This is a genomic window from Jujubicoccus corallicola, from assembly GCF_047345645.1.
Taxonomy (GTDB): Bacteria; Pseudomonadota; Alphaproteobacteria; order Rhodobacterales; family Rhodobacteraceae; genus JBLEFH01.
This window is the reverse complement of record NZ_JBLEFH010000005.1, coordinates 36,397-54,152: the sequence shown is the minus strand read 5'-3', so window position 1 is coordinate 54,152 and position 17,756 is coordinate 36,397. Positions and strand designations below refer to the sequence as shown.

19 protein-coding genes and 1 tRNA gene are annotated in these 17,756 nt (G+C 61.3%); 12 read left to right on the top strand and 8 right to left on the bottom strand.

What is annotated here, in order from left to right; translation table 11 throughout:
• Window positions 1-18: 18 nt before the first annotated feature.
• Window positions 19-615, bottom strand: coding sequence for a histidine phosphotransferase family protein (locus tag ACMA5I_RS09645; RefSeq protein WP_525886057.1), 597 nt, complete (start codon window positions 613-615; stop codon window positions 19-21).
• A gap of 38 nt (window positions 616-653) precedes the next feature.
• Between ACMA5I_RS09645 and ACMA5I_RS09640 the strand changes: the two genes are divergently transcribed.
• The 3 genes from ACMA5I_RS09640 (at window position 654) to ACMA5I_RS09630 (ending at window position 2,564) form a co-directional block, all read left to right on the top strand.
• Window positions 654-830, top strand: coding sequence for a DUF3553 domain-containing protein (locus ACMA5I_RS09640; RefSeq protein ID WP_525886056.1), 177 nt, complete (start codon window positions 654-656; stop codon window positions 828-830).
• Between the two features lie 151 nt (window positions 831-981).
• Window positions 982-1,758, top strand: coding sequence for a GNAT family N-acyltransferase (locus ACMA5I_RS09635; protein WP_525886055.1), 777 nt, complete (start codon window positions 982-984; stop codon window positions 1,756-1,758).
• Window positions 1,755-2,564 carry a lysophospholipid acyltransferase family protein gene (locus ACMA5I_RS09630; protein WP_525886054.1) on the top strand — a complete coding sequence of 270 codons (810 nt, stop codon included), beginning with the start codon at window positions 1,755-1,757 and terminating at the stop codon, window positions 2,562-2,564. Before ACMA5I_RS09635 ends, ACMA5I_RS09630 begins: the two co-directional genes overlap by 4 nt.
• Here ACMA5I_RS09630 and ACMA5I_RS09625 read toward each other — a convergent pair.
• From ACMA5I_RS09625 to fabI, 6 genes are all read right to left on the bottom strand, one after another.
• Window positions 2,561-3,175: a thiamine phosphate synthase gene (locus tag ACMA5I_RS09625; protein ID WP_525886053.1), complete on the bottom strand. Its 615-nt coding sequence runs from the start codon at window positions 3,173-3,175 to the stop codon at window positions 2,561-2,563. The two genes, ACMA5I_RS09630 and ACMA5I_RS09625, sit on opposite strands and share 4 nt — an antisense overlap.
• Before the next feature lie 53 nt (window positions 3,176-3,228).
• Window positions 3,229-4,506, bottom strand: a complete 1,278-nt coding sequence (gene eno / locus ACMA5I_RS09620; protein WP_525886052.1) for a phosphopyruvate hydratase — start codon at window positions 4,504-4,506, stop codon at window positions 3,229-3,231.
• Between the two features lies 1 nt (window position 4,507).
• Complete coding sequence (locus tag ACMA5I_RS09615) at window positions 4,508-4,924, bottom strand: Fur family transcriptional regulator (RefSeq protein ID WP_525886051.1); 417 nt, start codon at window positions 4,922-4,924, stop codon at window positions 4,508-4,510.
• 259 nt (window positions 4,925-5,183) lie between these two features.
• Entirely contained in the window at window positions 5,184-5,930 is a 747-nt protein-coding gene (gene mazG, locus ACMA5I_RS09610; protein ID WP_525886050.1) for a nucleoside triphosphate pyrophosphohydrolase, read from the bottom strand.
• Window positions 5,931-6,555: 625 nt separating this feature from the next.
• Complete coding sequence (gene gpt, locus ACMA5I_RS09605) at window positions 6,556-7,062, bottom strand: xanthine phosphoribosyltransferase (RefSeq protein WP_525886049.1); 507 nt, start codon at window positions 7,060-7,062, stop codon at window positions 6,556-6,558.
• Window positions 7,059-7,883: an enoyl-ACP reductase FabI gene (gene fabI, locus ACMA5I_RS09600; RefSeq protein ID WP_525886048.1), complete on the bottom strand. Its 825-nt coding sequence runs from the start codon at window positions 7,881-7,883 to the stop codon at window positions 7,059-7,061. The genes gpt and fabI overlap by 4 nt, the downstream gene beginning before the upstream one ends.
• Before the next feature lie 90 nt (window positions 7,884-7,973).
• Here fabI and pdxH point away from each other — a divergent pair, with 90 nt between their 5' ends.
• From pdxH to ACMA5I_RS09555, 9 genes are all read left to right on the top strand, one after another.
• Window positions 7,974-8,564, top strand: coding sequence for a pyridoxamine 5'-phosphate oxidase (gene pdxH, locus ACMA5I_RS09595; protein ID WP_525886047.1), 591 nt, complete (start codon window positions 7,974-7,976; stop codon window positions 8,562-8,564).
• Window positions 8,565-8,629: 65 nt separating this feature from the next.
• Window positions 8,630-9,142 carry a cold-shock protein gene (locus tag ACMA5I_RS09590; protein ID WP_525886046.1) on the top strand — a complete coding sequence of 171 codons (513 nt, stop codon included), beginning with the start codon at window positions 8,630-8,632 and terminating at the stop codon, window positions 9,140-9,142.
• On the top strand, window positions 9,139-9,615 hold the full coding sequence (locus ACMA5I_RS09585; RefSeq protein ID WP_525886045.1) for a DUF192 domain-containing protein: 477 nt from the start codon (window positions 9,139-9,141) through the stop codon (window positions 9,613-9,615). Before ACMA5I_RS09590 ends, ACMA5I_RS09585 begins: the two co-directional genes overlap by 4 nt.
• A gap of 51 nt (window positions 9,616-9,666) precedes the next feature.
• Window positions 9,667-9,743 (top strand) — tRNA-Pro (locus ACMA5I_RS09580).
• Window positions 9,744-9,815: 72 nt separating this feature from the next.
• Complete coding sequence (locus ACMA5I_RS09575) at window positions 9,816-10,733, top strand: XdhC family protein (RefSeq protein ID WP_525886044.1); 918 nt, start codon at window positions 9,816-9,818, stop codon at window positions 10,731-10,733.
• Complete coding sequence (locus tag ACMA5I_RS09570; protein ID WP_525886043.1) at window positions 10,730-11,293, top strand: nucleotidyltransferase family protein; 564 nt, start codon at window positions 10,730-10,732, stop codon at window positions 11,291-11,293. Before ACMA5I_RS09575 ends, ACMA5I_RS09570 begins: the two co-directional genes overlap by 4 nt.
• Before the next feature lie 65 nt (window positions 11,294-11,358).
• Window positions 11,359-11,817 (top strand): (2Fe-2S)-binding protein, encoded by a 459-nt coding sequence (locus tag ACMA5I_RS09565; protein WP_525886042.1) that lies wholly within the window; start codon window positions 11,359-11,361, stop codon window positions 11,815-11,817.
• Window positions 11,818-11,820: 3 nt separating this feature from the next.
• On the top strand, window positions 11,821-13,962 hold the full coding sequence (locus ACMA5I_RS09560) for a xanthine dehydrogenase family protein molybdopterin-binding subunit (RefSeq protein ID WP_525886041.1): 2,142 nt from the start codon (window positions 11,821-11,823) through the stop codon (window positions 13,960-13,962).
• 719 nt (window positions 13,963-14,681) lie between these two features.
• Window positions 14,682-15,275, top strand: coding sequence for an Isoquinoline 1-oxidoreductase subunit (locus ACMA5I_RS09555; RefSeq protein ID WP_525886058.1), 594 nt, complete (start codon window positions 14,682-14,684; stop codon window positions 15,273-15,275).
• A gap of 45 nt (window positions 15,276-15,320) precedes the next feature.
• Here the strand turns inward: ACMA5I_RS09555 and ACMA5I_RS09550 are convergent, their stop codons facing one another.
• Window positions 15,321-17,729 (bottom strand): glycogen/starch/alpha-glucan phosphorylase, encoded by a 2,409-nt coding sequence (locus ACMA5I_RS09550; protein WP_525886040.1) that lies wholly within the window; start codon window positions 17,727-17,729, stop codon window positions 15,321-15,323.
• Between the last annotated feature and the right edge of the window lie 27 nt (window positions 17,730-17,756).

Here is a 17,756-nt window from a genome sequence, read left to right as displayed (position 1 = left end):
GCCGCGCGGGCCGGTGGATCAGGCCACGGCCCGCGCGCGCTGCGGCTCGACCCGCAACGTAATTTGAGTGTCGTCCGCGGAAATTTCGAGCCGCTTGTTCTGCTTCTCCAGCTCTTGCGCGAGAAGGACGATATGCACATCGCCCGCACGGATATCCTCCGGCATCTCGCCGCCATCGAGCATTTTCCAGACCGGCAGTTCGGTTTTGACGCGGCGGCCCGTTCCAGAGATGAAACCGGCCCTGAGCAGCAAGTCCCCCCCAAAGGGCAATGCCGTTTCCATCGCCATAAGGATCAGAAAATGCAGACGAATATCCGCACGATCTTCCAGCCCGATGGCATCGAAGCTCAGCGTGTAGCGGGATTCGCGGAAATAATCCTGCCCGATCCGGGCGAGTTTTTCTGGCGGCATACTGCTCGCGCCGTCTCCTGCACCGAAGGCAACCCGGTAGAATTCCAGCTTGGCCCGCGCCATGTCGCTTCCAAGGGTAATCAGGTCCAGTTCCGGCGAGGGCGATATCTTCGCCATTTCGAGACCGTTGCCGATCGCGCCCACAGGGCTTATGAGATCGTGGCAGATACGCGAAGCGAGGAGGGCGTGTATCTCTTTGCTCATCATGGCTCTCCATGTCGGGGGCGTTTGGAGGTCAGCCTATGGCATCCCTGTTAACACCCGGTTGTCTTGTGCGGCACCCCGACCACCCGGAATGGGGATTGGGGCAGGTTCAGTCGGTCATAGACGGCAGGGTGACCGTCAATTTTGAAGAGGCGGGTAAGAAAGTTATCGTGGAGGACCGTGTCACTTTAACAATTGATCGCCTTATGGATTAACCACCTAGGCGTGAAGTGTTAACGGAAGGTTAATATGAACAATGTTAACATATACTCGGCAAAACTCTGCCCATGCCTGTAAACAAGGGATTTATGTTGCGCCAAATCGAAACCGTTGGTCTTTACTTTTGCGAGAAGGTGTCCGGGCGTTATGCAGATTGATCTTTCCCGCTTCGAGACCCGTATAGCACAAAACAAGGCCGAAATCACGGCCTCGCAGGCACTTAGATACCGTGTTTTTGTCGAAGAGATGGGCGCGGATACCGTGAATGCAGATCATGAGTCGCGTCTGGAAGTGGACCAATGGGACGACGTGTTCGATCACTTATTGCTGATCGATCATGAAAAGGGCGGCGAAATCGTCGGGGTGTATCGGTTGCTGCGCCGAAATGTCGCAGAACAGGGGCCCGGTTTTTATTCGGATGATGAATACGACCTGAGTCGTCTGGCGGATTGGCCGGGGGAGATTCTCGAACTGGGCCGCTCTTGCGTCGCGCCGGAATATCGCGGCGGGATGGCGCTTCAGATGCTCTGGGACGGGTTGGCGGATTATGTGCTGGAGCATGAGATTTCGCTGCTTTTCGGGGTTGCATCCTTCCCCGGAACCGATGTGGACGCGCTGGCGCAGCCGCTTGCCAATCTCCATTACAACCACGCCGCGCCCGAGGCGCTCCGCGTTCCGGCCCGTCCGGCGCAGCGGCTGGAGATGGACCGGGTGGCGAAGGATCAGCTTGATCGGGCCGCCGCTCTGCGCGCGACGCCGTCGCTGATCAAATCCTATCTGCGCCTCGGCGGCGTTGTTGGGGATGGCGCGTGGATCGACCATGATTTCAACACCACCGATGTCTGCATCCTCGTCGAAACCGGCCCGATGAAGGACCGTTATCTCAAATCCCGCGAGGCGCGGGCCAAACGGGGCGCGGCGTGAGCGTCACTTGGGAGAACCCCGAAGGTGAGGTCGATTTCCCGCCCATGGGGGTGATGGGCTGGCTGAATTTTCTCCTCCGCGGGGCCGCGATTGCGGTGAGCCTCGCCATTGCTTTCCCGTTGTTTTTCCTCGTTGATTTGCTTGGGCGGCCGGTCCAGCACGACGCGCATTGGATCGTCAAAGGCTGGGCGCGGCTGGCGGTGTGGCTGGCGGGCGTGAAGATCGTCACCAAGGGCGCGCCGATGGCCGCCCACGGTGCGCTGGTTTCAAACCATGTCTCCTGGATGGATATCTGGGTGCTGTTTGCGACCGCTGATGTGGATCTCGTCTCCAAGGCCGAGGTCGCGGATTGGCCGGGCGTTGGCTATATGGCGCGGCGGTTTGGCACGGTGTTCATCCGCCGCGATCCGCGCGAGGCCAAGCGGCAGGAAGCGCAGATGCGCGAGAAGCTGGAGAAGGGGCGAAAGCTCGCGTTTTTCCCCGAAGGCACCAGCACGGACGGGCTTCGCGTGCTGCCGTTCCGCTCGACGCTCTTTCAGGTGTTTATGGGCCATCCCGAAGGCTCGGTGCAGGTCCAGCCGGTGACGCTGCGCTATCTGCCGAAACCGGGGCTCCGCCGCGATTTTTTCGGCTGGTGGGGGGAGATGGATTTCGGACGGCATCTGAAACACGCGCTCGCCCATGGGCATGGGAGCCGCGTGGAGGTGACGTTTCACACACCGCTCGCGCCCGAAGCTTTTGACGGGCGAAAAGCCTTGACGGCGCAGGCGGAAAGCGCGGTGCGGTCGGAGATTGTGGAAGCTTAGGCGGTCAGCACCTTGAGGGCCGCGAGCGCGTCATCCTCGCGCCAGATCTCGGGGCCGATGGCGAGGAAATCCGCGAAGGGCGCGACGGTGGCGACGGCCTCCGGACCCAGATGACCCTCGGCCACCAGCGGCACCTCGATCATCTGCGCCCACCATTGGAAGAGCTCCGTCCCGGCCTGCTCGCCATTGCCAAGCGCACCGGGCGCGCCGACCGGGCCGAAGCTGACATAATCCGCCCCGGCTTCCCCGGCGATCAGCCCATCATGGCGCGAGGTGCCGCAGTAACAGCCGACAATCGCATCGCCGCCAAGCTCGTCGCGGGCCTCACGCAGCCCGCGCGTGCCGCTCAGATGCACCCCGTCGAGGGCGAGTTTCTTGACCAGCCCCACATGTTCGGCGACCACCAGCGGCACGTCGCGCGGATCGCAGATCGTGCGCAGCGCATCGGCGGCGCGGGTCAACTCATCCTCGTCCTGCGTCGCCATGGCAAGGCGCAGACAGGCGATGTCCACTCCGTCCAGAACCGTCTCCAGCCGCGGGCAGAAATCGGCCAGCGAGAACGAAGGCGGGGTCAGGAGATAGATCTGCGGCGCGTCTTGGGGGTCAGTCATGGGAACACTCGATAAAGGGCGGGGCAGGGCGCCCCGAACCCGATTTCAGTTTGTTATTTTTTCAGGATCGACGTGCCGGCATAGCGCGCAGTCTCGCCCAGTTCTTCCTCGATGCGGATAAGCTGGTTGTATTTCGCGAGACGATCCGAGCGCGAGAGCGAGCCGGTTTTGATCTGCCCGCAATTGGTCGCGACGGCGAGATCGGCGATGGTCGCGTCCTCGGTCTCGCCCGAGCGGTGGCTCATCACGGCGGTCATGGAGGCGCGGTGCGCCATCTCGACCGCTTCAAGAGTTTCCGACAAGGTGCCGATTTGATTGACCTTTACGAGGATCGAGTTGCCCGTGCCTTTCTCGATGCCGTCAGCGAGACGTTTCGGGTTGGTCACGAAGAGATCGTCGCCCACAAGCTGAACCTTGTCGCCGATCTTGTCGGTCAGCATCTTCCAGCCGTCCCAGTCGTCCTCGGCCATGCCGTCCTCGATCGAGATGATCGGATAGTTGCTGACGAGTTCGGCAAGGTAATCGGCGTTCTCCTCCGAGGAGAGCGATTTGCCCTCGCCCTTCATCTCATATTTGCCATTGGCGTAATATTCGGTCGAAGCGCAATCGAGCGCGAGATAGATGTCTTCGCCCGGCTTGTAGCCCGCTTTTTCGATGGACTTCATGATGAAATCGAGCGCGTCCGTGGTCGAGTTCAGGGCCGGAGCAAACCCGCCTTCATCGCCGATCCCGGTGTTATGGCCCGCGCTCGAAAGCTCTTTTTTCAGCGTGTGGAAGACTTCCGCGCCCATGCGAACCGCCTCGCGGATCGAGGTGGCGGAGACCGGCATGATCATGAATTCCTGAATGTCGATGGGGTTGTCCGCGTGCTCGCCGCCATTGATGATGTTCATCATCGGGACCGGCAGGGTGCGCGCACGGGTGCCACCGACATAGCGGTAAAGCGGCTGGCCGGTATATTGCGCGGCGGCCTTGGCGACCGCGAGGGACACGCCGAGGATCGCGTTGGCGCCGAGACGGCCCTTGTTCTCCGTCCCGTCGAGTTCAATCATCGCGGCGTCGATTTCTTCCTGCTCGGTCGCATCCGCCCCCACAAGCGCTTCGGCGATCTCGCCATTGACCGCCGCAACCGCCTTGGTCACGCCCTTGCCCATGTAGCGGCCCTTGTCGCCATCGCGCAGTTCCACCGCCTCGTGCGCGCCGGTCGACGCCCCCGAGGGCACCGCTGCACGGCCAAGCGTTCCATCCTCAAGAAGCACGTCAACCTCAACCGTCGGGTTGCCCCGGCTGTCGAGAATTTCGCGGGCGGTAATGTCGATAATCAGGCTCATCTCAATTCTCCTTCTTGAGCGGAACAGCATAGAGTTCCAAGCGGTGGCCACGCAGCTTGTAGCCAAGCCGCTTCGCAATCTTTTCCTGCAATGCCTCGATCTCGGGGTCAACAAATTCGATGACATCCCCGGTGGTTAAATCAATCAAATGGTCATGGTGATCGCGGTCGGCGTCTTCGTAACGCGCACGTCCATCGCCAAATTCGACCTTTTCCAGGATCCCCGCCTCTTCAAAGAGCTTCACCGTGCGGTAGACTGTGGGCAGAGAGATATTCGGATCCGCCTCCGCCGCGCGGGCATAGAGGGTTTCCACATCAGGATGATCGTCAGCGCTTTCCAGAACCTGCGCAATGACGCGGCGCTGGCCGGTCATGCGAAGCCCCTTGGCCTCGCAGCGTTCGATAATGGTCTGACGCATGGCTCCCCCGTTTGTGGGCGGTGTAACGCAAAAGGCGAAACGGGGGAAGGGCGCAAGAAAAAAGACAGGTCGCGTCTGGCGCGAACCTGTCTTTCCCGACCGTGAACGGTCTCTTCTTCCAAATCCGCTGGTGGCTCTCGCATCGCACGCAAGACCGGCGCGGTGGCCGTTTTCGTAAAAACGGTGATAAGACTATGGGGCCGAAGTGCCTTTTCGTCAATTTCCAATTGCGGGCGCGTTCACAAAATGCAGTGAGCGGCTAGCGGGTTTTTGCGGCCTGCCAATGAGTTTCCATTTCATCGAGACTGGCGTCGGCCGGGCTGCGGCCCTCCTCGGCGAGCCGATCCTCGATATAGGCGAAACGATGTTCGAACTTGTCATTGGTGAGCCGCAACGCCGCCTCCGGGTCGAGCCCGTAATGACGTCCCGCATTGACCACGGCAAAGATCAGATCGCCAAATTCGGCGAGGCGCTGATCCTCGGGCGCGTCCGCCAATTCCTCCGCTTCCTCGGCGATCTTGGCGATCACATCGGCGCGGTTATCCCAGTCAAAACCGACCCTTGCAGCGCGTTTTTGAAGTTTCTGCGCACGGGTCAGCGCGGGCAGGGCGCGGGCGACCCCGTCGAGCGTGCGCACCCTGCCGCGCTCCTCCGCCTTGATCCGCTCCCAATCGACCCGCTGCTCTTCGGCGTCCCGCGCGCCCGCATCGCCGAACACATGCGGATGCCGCGCGACCATCTTGTCGCTGATCGAGGCGATCACGTCATCCAGCGTGAACGCGCCCGCTTCCTCCGCCATCTGCGCATGAAACACGACTTGAAGCAGCAAATCACCAAGCTCGCCGACGAGATCCTCGCCGGTTTCAATGGCGTCATAGACCTCATAGGCCTCCTCCAGCACATAGCCGGCGATGCTCTTATGGGTCTGCTCCACATCCCACGGACAGCCGGTTTTTGGGTCACGCAGCGCGCGCATGATGTCGCGGAGACGGTCGATATCGGTCATCACTAGTTTTTCATCCAAGATTCAGTTGCAACTTCGCAAAAAGTAGGGCGCTCTTCGCTTAGCATTAATAGACCGAAAATGCTGCAAATCGAAAAGCTTGAAATAAGAACTGCGAACTTAATGTATATTTTTTTATATTGAAATATTATTGGAGTCAAAGATATTAATAATAACGAATATGTTGCATACATAACTAAATATATTGCCAATGTAAATTCTTTTATTTTAATGTTATCGCTTTTAAAATATTGATATATTTCTTCGAATGTTATCAAAGATATTAGGACTCCGATAAGAAATCCTAACGCGCAAACACAAGATGTCGTTATTCTATAAGTGAAGCTGGTGGGGCTAATCCCATCTCGCGAGTGAAATATTGCGAGGCTTGACGAAAGTAAAATAGCGGAAAAAATAGGCGTTATTGTTTCCGGGTCAGCTATAGGCAGAAAAGCGCAAAGTGGATCTTGACCTAATCTAAATTTAGAAATTCTTTCTATAGAACGACTTAAGTTGCCGGTGGTACATAAAAGTACGCCAGCTACAAAGCCATATGAAGAATTTAAGTGAAAATTCTTCAGAAAGCTATTATACAGTCCTTCTTGATTGCGATCTAGATTAAGCAATATCAATCTTCACCGCGATAGGGCTGGACATATTGCAGCGCCATGTCCCAGGGGAAGAAGATCCATGTGTCCTGGCTCACCTCGGTGATGAAACTGTCCACCTGCTCGCGGCCCTTGGGCTTGGCGTAGACGGTGGCGAAATGCGCGTTCGGATAGGACTCGCGGATCTTTTCGAGGGTTTTGCCGCTGTCCACCAAATCATCGACGATGAGAACGCCGGTGCCGTCGCCCATGATGTCCGCGGCGGCGGCTTTCATGATCCGCACCTCGCTGACTTGCGACTGGTTGGCATAGCTCTTCGCGCCGATGGTTTCGACCACGCGAATGTCCAACTCGCGCGCCACGATCATCGCCGGGACCAGCCCGCCGCGGGTGATCGCGACAACGGCTTTCCATTCGCCGCCGGTCGGCTTTTCGTTTTCCAGACGCCAGGCGAGGGCGCGGCTGTCGCGGTGAAGCTGGTCCCAGGAAATATGGAACCCTTTTTCATGGGGCAAACGATCACTCATGACTCTTTGCGCCCCGTGACCACGTCGATATCCGGCGCGTCTTCGGCCTTCATCCCAACCACATGATAGCCCGCATCGACGTGATGCGTCTCGCCGGTCACGCCCGAGGAGAGGTTGGAGAGCAGATACATGCCCGCGCCGCCCACATCTTCCAGCGTCACATTCCGGCGCAGCGGTGCGTTGAGCTCGTTCCATTTGAGAATATAGCGGAAATCGCCGATGCCCGATGCGGCCAGCGTTTTCATCGGGCCAGCCGACAGCGCGTTGACGCGGATGTTTTTCGGGCCGAGATCCATCGCCATATAGCGCACGGAAGCCTCAAGCGCCGCTTTCACCACACCCATGACGTTGTAATGTGGCATGACCCGCTCCGCGCCATAATAGGTCATGGTGACAAGCGAGCCGCCCTCGCTCATCAGCGGCAGGGCGCGTTTGGCGACATCGGTGAAGGAGAACACCGAAATATCCATGGAGTTGAGGAAGTTCTGCCGCGTTGTGCTTTCCGTATAGGTGCCGCGCAGCTCGTTCTTGTCCGAAAACCCGATGGCGTGGAGGATGAAGTCGATCTTGCCCCATTCCTTCTCCAGCGTCTCGAACAGCGCATCCATCGACGCCGCATCAGTCACATCGCAGGGGATCACCAGCGAGGAGCCGAGGCTCTGCGCCAGCGGCTCGACCCGCTTTTTCAACGCATCCCCCTGATAGGTGAAGGCCATTTCGGCCCCTTGATCCGCACAGGCCTTGGAAATCCCCCAGGCAATGCTTTTATCATTTGCGAGGCCCATGATAAGCCCGCGTTTGCCTGCCATAATTCCGGTCATGTATATCCTCGCAATTGCAACGCTCTATCATTCGGGATTACGGCAAAGGACAGGATGCTTCAAGCCGGATGCAAAGGGAGAGACTTTTCAATGGCGGATATTTTCGCGGGGGACGACCCGATCGAGATCACGAAACGCTGGCTGGCAGAGGCAGAAAAAGCCGAGCCGAATGATCCTAACGCCATCGCGCTCTCGACGGTGGACAGTGAGGGGCGGCCCAATGCGCGGATGGTTTTGCTCAAGGATATCAGGCCCGAAGGGTTCCGATTCTATACCAATTACGGGAGCGTCAAAGCCGATGAGCTAAAATCCGCCGGTTTTGCGGCCTTCGTGATGCACTGGAAATCCCTGCGCCGTCAGGTGCGTGTGCGCGGTGAAGTCGAGAAAGTGGAGGGCGCGGAGGCCGATGAATACTTCGCCAGCCGGTCCCAGCAGAGCCGCATCGGGGCCTGGGCGTCGGAGCAGTCGAAACCCTTAAAAAACAGGGCCGAGCTGATGGGGAAGGTGGCGAAAATGACGGCGCAGCACGGGCTCAATCCCCCCCGTCCGCCGTTCTGGGGCGGCTACCTTATTCGCCCCTTCGAAATCGAGCTTTGGGCCGATGGCGCGTTCCGTCTGCATGATCGGTTCCGTTGGGTGCGACAAGGCACCACGTGGCACGTTCAACGCTTGTATCCCTAAAGCAGCGTTATTAAGAATAGTGCATTCACTTTTGGTTGAATAGGCGAGTCTCCGGTTGACGTAATATGGTGTTTGGTCGCGTAAAATGGTTTGATGCGGAGCTTGGATATGGCTTCGTCGATTTGGGAGATGGATCCGGCGACGTGCTGCTCCATGCCAATATCTTGCGGGGATATGGACGATCCTCCGTCGTGGAAGGAGCCGAAATCGAATTCGAGCTCAAGGACACGGCACGTGGTCGTCAGGTTGCCGAAGTCTTTAATATCACAGCGAATATGAGCGAGACGGTTGCCTTCATGGGCGACAGTGCCGCGCAGATCTCGCCGAGCGATCTCGATGAGAGCGAGCCGGCGCGGGTCAAATGGTTCGACAAGGCGCGCGGCTTCGGCTTCGTCAATGTGTTCGGCTCCAGCGAGGATGTGTTCGTGCATAAAGAGGTGCTGCGGGCCGCCGGTCTTGCGGATCTCCAGCCCGGCGAAGCCATTGCGGTGCGCACATGCAGCGGCGATCGCGGGCGTCTGGCTGTGGCGATTTTCCCTTGGGACGCGCTGCAAAAGAAAAATGAGGACGGCGAATGAGCCTGCTCGCGGGCGTTCTGGCCGCGCAGGTCGCAACCGGTGCGGTCTGCGCCGAGGAGCGGCTCGATCTGCGCCATGAGGGCATGAGCGCGGAATTCACCGTCGAGGTCGCCGATGATGCCGAAGAGCGCGCGCAGGGTCTGATGTTTGTCGAAAACATGCCGCGCCGCTCTGGAATGCTCTTTGTCTATGAAGAGCCGCAGTCGGTCGCCTTCTGGATGAAGAATACCGAAATCCCGCTCGACATTATCTTCGCCGGGTCCGACGGGGTTGTGCGCCGCGTCGCGCCGATGGCCACCCCGCATGATCTCACCCCCATTCCGGGCGGCGACGACATTCAATATGTGCTGGAGATCAATGGCGGCATGGCCAAGATGCTCGGCATCGAAGAGGGCGCGGAAATGCGCCATCCGGCGATTGCCGATGCGGCGTGGTCCTGCGCCCTTCCGGACGACGCGATTTCTCCGCAATAAACGCAGTCCGCTCTTTCCATCGCCGCGCGGCTCGGCTATGACGCGCGGGATCGGGGCGTAGCGCAGCCTGGTAGCGCGACGGTTTTGGGTACCGTAGGTCGGAGGTTCGAATCCTCTCGCCCCGACCAGTTTCCTTTAAAAGAGTTCACATTGCGCGGCGGGCTTCGCCGATGTCTAATGGTCTGTAAAGGAGCCTTTCGATGCTGGATCTACGTCAAAGCATGAAACGGGACGCACCGCTCGATGCGCTCGCCGCCGCGCCCGGTGTGCTGGCGGTCATCACCGGCACCGAGGGGCCGAGCTATCGCAGCACCGGCGCGATGATGGCTTTCCTTGATGATGGGCGGCGGGTCGGCTCGCTGTCCTCGGGCTGTATCGAGGCAGATCTGGCGCTCCGGGCCGATGAGGTGCGAAGCACGGGCGCGCCGGTCGCGGTCCGCTATGGGCGCGGCTCGGCGATGGTGGATCTGGAACTGCCCTGTGGGGGCGGGCTTGATATTTTTCTGGTGCCGCAACCAGATGAGGCGGTTTTAGCTGCACTCGCAGCAGCGCATCGCGCGCGGCAGGCGGCAACTTTGCGGATCGCGCGCAGCGATGGCCACGTCTCGCTGGACGCAGCGGGCGCGGAGGATGATGTGACCATTCCCCTCCCGCCGCCGCTCCGTTTCGAGATTTTCGGCAAAGGGCCGGAAGCGGTACATTTCGCCGAACTGGCTCGCGCGACCGGATATCACGCCGCGCTCTCCTCGCCGGACAGTGAGACCCGCGATGTGGCGAGTGCCGCAGGCGTTGCGGTCTCCCCGCTGCTGACCCCGCGATCCGTGCCTGAGATCACGGCGGACCCGTGGACGGCGATTGTCCTGTTTTTCCACGATCATGATTGGGAGCCACCCTTGCTCGCCGCCGCCCTAGCGAGCGAGGCTTTTTACATCGGCGCGCAAGGCAGCCAGCGGGCGCGGGATGCGCGCAACGCGGCCCTCGCGGCGCGCGGTGTGGCGGCGGATGCCATCGCCCGCATCCACGCCCCTATCGGCCTCATCCCGTCCGCGCGCGACCCGGTGACACTCGCCGTCTCCGTGCTCGCAGAAATTCTCGACGCGGACCGCAAGCGCACATGACCGTCGCCGGGCTTTTGCTCGCCGCCGGACGGTCCGAGCGCTTCGGGCCGGACAACAAATTGCTGGCCGAACTCGCGGGCCGCCCGCTGATCGCCCATGCCGCCGGCGCGCTGCGCTGGACGCCGCTCGACATGCGGATCGCGGTGATCAGCGACCGCGCGCTGCACCCGTTCCTCAAAGGCTTCATCGTCATCGAAATGGTGGAGGGCAGTTTGCAGGCCGACTCGCTCAAGGCGGGCGTGCATCTCGCGCAGAAGCTGAAAGCGGAGAAACTGCTCGTCACCCTAGGCGATATGCCGCTCGTCACGGCGGATCTGCTCTATGAGATCATCCTGCGTGCGGACGGCGGCATCGCGGCGGCGAGCGACGGCACGCGCCCTATGCCGCCCGCCTGCTTCCCTGAGGCTGTATTCCCCGAGTTGATGACCATGAGTGGCGACCGCGGCGCAGGCGCGCTCCTCAAAGATTTGCCCTCGGCTCAACGGGTTGCCGCGCCCCGGATGCTCGCCGATGTGGACCGCGAATCCGACCTTCAAGACCCTGATCTCAAAATATTTTAACTAATTTAGGCTTACGCCTAATCGATTTGGTGTTACGCTTCTGGACAGCAAGCGAGGAGCGAGCCATGACAACATTCTACGTGAATGGGGAAGAGGTCACGATGGACCTTGATCCCGACACCCCCCTTCTTTGGGCCATCCGAGACCAACTGCAACTGACCGGTACGAAATTCGGCTGCGGCATCGCGCAATGCGGGGCCTGCACCGTGATGCTCGACGGGATGCCCCGCCGGGCATGCGTGACCCCGATCTCGATGATCGAGGGGTCCGAAGTCACCACCATCGAGGGGATGGAAGGCGCCGAATATGACGCCGTGCAGGACGCCTGGAAAGCGATTGACGTGCCGCAATGTGGCTGGTGCCAGTCCGGTCAGGTGATGAGCGCGACGGCGCTTTTACAGTTCAACCCCGCCCCGAGTGACGAGGATATCGACAACGCGATGGCCGGGAATGTCTGCCGCTGCGCCACCTATGTGCGCATCCGTCAGGCGATCCATGACGCCGCCGGAAAGCTGGAGGGGTAAGCCATGACTTTTGAGACAACACGTCGTGGATTTATGGCCGCAGCGGGCGGCTTCGTGATGGCGCTGACCCTGCCGGTCAAGGGCGCGCGGGCGCAGGCCGCGGGCGGCAATGCGCCGCTGGAGCCGAATGCGTTTGTGCGCATTGGCGAGGATGACCTCGTGACCGTCATGATCCGCAACCTCGAAATGGGGCAGGGTCCGCTCACGGGTTTGACCACCCTCGTCGCCGAGGAACTCGATGCGGATTGGAGCCAGATGCGGGCCGAGCCCGCGCCGGCCAATCCGGTCTATGTGAATCCGGCGCTTGGCCTTCAGGGCACGGGCGGCTCGACGGCCATTCCGTCCTCCTATTACCAGATGCGTCAGGTCGGCGCGACGATGCGGGCGATGCTCGTGGCGGCGGCGGCCGAGGAATGGGGCGTTCCGGCGGAAGAAATCACCGTCGAGAAAGGCCGCATCAAGCACAGCTCCGGTCAGGAAGCGGGCTTTGGCGCCTTCGCGGCGGCAGCGGCGGAGATGACCCCGCAAGGCGAGCCGACCCTCAAGGACCCGGCGAATTTCACCCTGATCGGGACGGACACGCCAAAACTCGACACCTCGGACAAGAGCAACGGCACCGCCAAATTCGGGATGGATTACTATCTCGACGGGATGCAAACCGTTGTCGTCGCCCATCCCGATGTGATCGGCGCGACCGTGGCATCCTATGACGATGCGGCGGCGCTTGAGGTGCCGGGCGTGCGCGCGGTGCGCCAGTTGCCCATGGGCATCGCGGTTTATGCGGAGAACACCTTCGCGGCGATGAAGGGCCGCGAAGCGCTCCAGATCGAGTGGGACATGGCCAGTGCCGAGACCCGCAGCACCGATGAGATCCTTGCCAGTTTCGCCGAGACCGCGCAGGAGCCGGGGATCGAGATCGAAACCGCAGGCGATCTCGCGGTGATGGACGGCGAGGGCGTGACCTTGCATGAAGCGGAATATGTGTTCCCCTTCCTCGCTCATGCCCCGATGGAGCCGCTGAATGGCGTGATTGAGTATACCGGAGACAGCGCAACCGCTTGGTATGGCGCGCAATTCCCCGGCGGTGAGCATCCGGCCATTGCGCAGACGCTCGGTCTTCCGGCGGAAAACGTGACGCTCAACGTCACCCTTGCGGGCGGTTCTTTTGGCCGCCGGGCCCAGCCAACCATGCATTTCGCAGTGGAACTGGCGCAGGTCGCGCAAGCGGGCGGCGAAGGGTCTTACAAGCTCGTCTGGAGCCGCGAAGATGACGTGCGCGGCGGCTATTACCGCCCGATGGCGGTCCACAAGATGCGCGGCGGGCTCGATGCGGACGGCAATATCGTCGGCTGGGAGCAGGTCATCGCGACCCCGTCGATCATGCGCGGCACGCAGTTTGAAGCGATGATGATGCCGAATGGCGTGGACATGACCGCCTTCGAGGGCGCGAATGAGCTCCCGTATAATCTCGGCGCGCATCGTCTCGGCTGGGCGGAGACGATGGTGGACATCCCGCTCCTCTGGTGGCGTTCGGTCGGCTCCAGCCACACGGCGGGCGCGGTCGAAGCGTTCCTCGATGAGCTCTTCACCCAAGCGGGCAAGGACCCCGTTCAGGGCCGTCTCGACATGCTCAAGGAGGGCGAGGACCGCCCGCGCGGCGTGATCGAAAAGGTCGCCGAAATGGCGAACTGGCAGGGCGGCGCGGAGGAGGGTAAGGCCTACGGTTTCGCTTATGCCAAGAGCTTCGGCACCTATGTCGCGCAAATCGCGGAGGTCGAGGATCGCGGCGGATCGCCCCATGTCACCCGCGTCTGGTGCGCGGTGGATTGCGGCGTTCCGGTGAATCCCAATGTGATCCGCGCGCAGATGGAAGGCGGGATCGGATTCGGCCTCGGCGCGGCGCTTTTCGACGAAATCACTTTCGGTCAAGGGGGCGCGGTACAGCAGAGCAATTTCAACGATTACCGCATGATCCGCATTGGCGAGATGCCCGCCGTCGAGGTGGAGATCATCGCCAGCACCGAAGATCCCACGGGCGTCGGCGAGCCGGGCGTGCCGCCGATTGCGCCCGCCGTGATGAACGCATGGCGCAAGCTGAAGGGCGAAAATGTCCGCCAGCTTCCCATGGTCCGGGCGATGGTCTGAGAGGAGTGACAAAGATGACTAAGATCACAACACTGAGCGCGGTGCTCGCGCTCACCGTCGCCGCTTCGGCCTTCGCGCAGGACAATCAGGCGGCGGATGAGGCGGACGCGGCGAACTCTGCGGCCACGGAAACGCAGGTCGAAGAGGCCGCGCCGCCGGAGGAAACGGTTGGCGAGGCTGCGGCTTCGGGGGAGGCCGAGGCGGACGTCGGGGCTGAAGGTGAGACGGAAGCTGACGCGGAAGCGGGGGCTGAGGCTGAAGCCGATGCTTCGGCAGAAACGGATGCGTCTGCTGAAGGTGACGCATCGTCGGATGGGTCTGCGGGTGAAGCTGCACCGGCTGACGATGCGAACACGGAAGAGGTGGCTCCTGCTGACGATGCTGCGGCAACTGATGAGGCTGGCGCAGAAGACGCGGCATCCAATGAAGACTCGGATGTTCAGGAGGGTGAAACCTCTGATGACGGTGCGGCGCAGGATGACGCAGCAGCTTCGGATGATAGCGGCGACGCTGAAGGCGCGGCTTCTGAAGAGGCGGCACCTGCTGAGGGCGCCGAATCGGACGACGCTGCGGCAAGCGCAGAAGCTGAGGCGAGCGACGCGGCTGCCGAAGGTGAAGCTATCGACGCACAAGACGCTGAGTCCACCGAAGCGGACGCCACCGGCGCCGAAGCGGCCACTGATGACGCGGCAACCGAAGAAGCGGCCACCGATGCCGCCTTGGATGAAGCCGCATCAACAGACGCCGCCACCCCGTCGGACGCACCCGCACAGGACACCGCCCTCAACGGCCCCGACAGTTTCTCCGCCATCGCTGACGAGGGCGAGCGCTCCGCCGCGATGTTCGAGGAAATGGGCAAGGTGCTGACGCATCCGCGCTGTCTCAACTGCCACCCGGTGACGGGCGGGCCGACGCAGGGTGACGACATGCAGCCACACCAGCCGCCAGTCATTCGCGGCGATGCCGATTTCGGCGCGCCGGGTATGCAGTGCATCACCTGCCACGGGCCGGACAACTTTAACTTCCCGACCGCCGCGGGCTCGATCCCCGGTCACGAGCCTTGGGCGCTGGCGCCTGAAAGCATGGGCTGGGTCGGCAAGAGCCTTGCGGAGATTTGCGAGCAGATCAAAGATCCCGAGCGCAATGGCGGCAAGGATCTCGAAGAGCTGCATCACCATAATGCCGAGGACGGGCTTGTCGGTTGGGCATGGCATCCGGGTGATGGCCGCACCCCGGCTCCGGGCGATCAGGAAACCTTCGGGGCCCTGACGCGGGCATGGATCGACACCGGCGCGGTCTGCCCGACGAGCTAAAGGCTTGAGAGAAAAGAAGAAGGGGCGCTCCGATGCGCCCCTTTTTTATGTGCGGTCGATCTCAACCGGCTGCGCGCCCCAGATGTCGTTCATATAGCCCTTGATCGTGCGGTCTGACGAGAAAAAGCCGGAGCGGGCGATGTTGAGAGCGGCCATGCGGTCCCATTTGGGCTTGTCGGCAAAGGCGGCGTCCACCTCGCGCTGCGATGCGTAATAGGCATCGAAATCCGAGGCGACGAGGAACGGGTCGTCGTCCCATGTCCGGCCCAGAACATTGCCATAACGATCTGTTACGCCATCCGAAAACGCGCCATCGGCGATGGCGATCAGCGCGGCTTTCAGGCGCGGGCTGGCCTCGATTGCGGCGCGGGCATGGCCGGGTTTCGCAACCTCTCTCGCCGCTTCCTCCGCCGTCAGCCCGAAGAGAAAGAAATTCTCCGGTCCGACATGCTCACGGATTTCCACATTCGCGCCGTCCAGCGTGCCGATGGTCAGCGCGCCATTCATGGTGAATTTCATGTTCCCGGTGCCCGACGCCTCTTTGCCGGCCATCGAGATCTGCTCCGAGAGATCCGTCGCCGGGATCAGCTTTTCGGCCATCGAGACGTTGTAATTCGCCGGATACGCGATCTGGAGCCATTTCGACGTGACCGGATCATTGTTCAGCGTCGCCGCCACATCATTGATAAGGTGGATAATATCCTTGGCCAGCCAATAGCCGGGCGCCGCCTTGCCACCGAAAATCTTGATCCGCGGCGTCCAGTCCGCGTTCGGCGCATCGTGCATTTCCTGCCAAAGCGCGACGGCCTCCAGGATGTTGAGAAGCTGGCGTTTATATTCATGGATGCGTTTCACCTGCGTGTCGAACATCGCGTCCGGGTCGGCCTTCACACCAAGACCCGCCAGCAAGCCATTGGAAAGCTGGACCTTATTGGCACGTTTGGCATTGTCGAGCGCCTTGAGGAACGCCGCATCCTCGACATGCGCCTCCAGCTTCTCAAGCTCGGACAGATCCGCCGTCCAGCTCGTGCCGATGGTCTCATCGATCACCGAGGAGAGCGCCGGGTTCGCCATGCGCAGCCAGCGGCGCGGCGTCACGCCATTGGTTTGGTTGACGATTTTCTCGGGGCTTTGCGCGTGCAGATCGGCAAACACCGTCTCGCGCATGAGGTCCGTGTGAAGGGCCGAGACGCCGTTGACCTTATGCGCCATGATGAAGGCGAGCGGGCCCATCAGAACCTCGTCATGCTCAATCACGCCTTGCGCGCCGCTGGTCGCGTCGCGCTGCTCCGCGTCGATTTTGCCGATGATTTCCATATGCCGCGGCAGCACGCGGCCCATGAGCCAGGTGGACCAGCGCTCCAGCGCTTCGGGCAGCAGCGTGTGGTTGGTGTAGCTGAGGGTGCGGGTCGTGAGGTCCCGCGCGCGGTCCCAGTCGAGGCCATGCACATCCATCAAAAGACGCATCAGTTCCGGCCCGGCAATGGCGGGGTGCGTGTCGTTGAGCTGGATCGCGACCTTATCGGGCAGGGCGGCGAGGTCGTCATGCTCGGCGAGGAAGCGGCGCAGAATGTCCTGGAGCGCGGCGGCGGTGAGGAAATACTCCTGTTTCAGCCGCAATTCCTTCCCGGCCTCGGTGGTGTCGTCGGGATAGAGAACGCGGGAGAGGGTGCGGGCCAGCGCCTCCGGCTCCGCTGCCGCCGTGTAATCGCCGGAATTGAAGCGTTTGAGATCAAAGAGTTCCGTCGGCAGCGCGCCCCAAAGGCGCAGCGTATTGGCCCAGTTGCCGCCCCAACCGATGACCGGCGTGTCATAGGCGCGGGCGAGAACGCTTTCATCGGGATGCCAGATGCGTCGGCCCCCGCTCTCGGTCACATAGCCTTTGAACCCAATGGTATAGGCCGATTCCGGGCGGGCGAATTCCCATGGATGGGGCTGGTTGAGCCAATCCTCCGGGGTCTCGACCTGATAGCCGCCCTCGAAACGCTGGCGAAAGAGGCCATGCTCATAGCGGATGCCATAGCCATGGGCGGGGCATTGCAGGGTGGACATCGACTCCAGAAAACAGGCCGCGAGCCGCCCCAGACCGCCATTGCCGAGCGCGGCGTCCGGCTCATCCTCAAGGATCTCACTGCGGTTGAGGCCGAGGCTGTCAAACGCCTCTTCCATCGCGCCCGCGAGGCCGAGATTGGTGATCGCATCGCCCAAAATCCGCCCGATCAGGAACTCCATGGAGAGGTAATAGACGCGCTTGGCATCCTTGCCATAGGTCGTGCGGGTCGCGTTGAACCACGGGGTGACGATCAGATCGCGGATCGCAAAACTCGTCGCCATGCGCCAGTCATAGATGCTCGCATGATCGGCGTCCTTGCCGATCGTATAGGTCAAATGATGCAAAATCTGGTCGCGCAGATCGTTGGCCGAAACGGTTTGAGGCTGAATATCGAGGGTCATGATCGGAATTTCGTTCTGTTAGCAGGG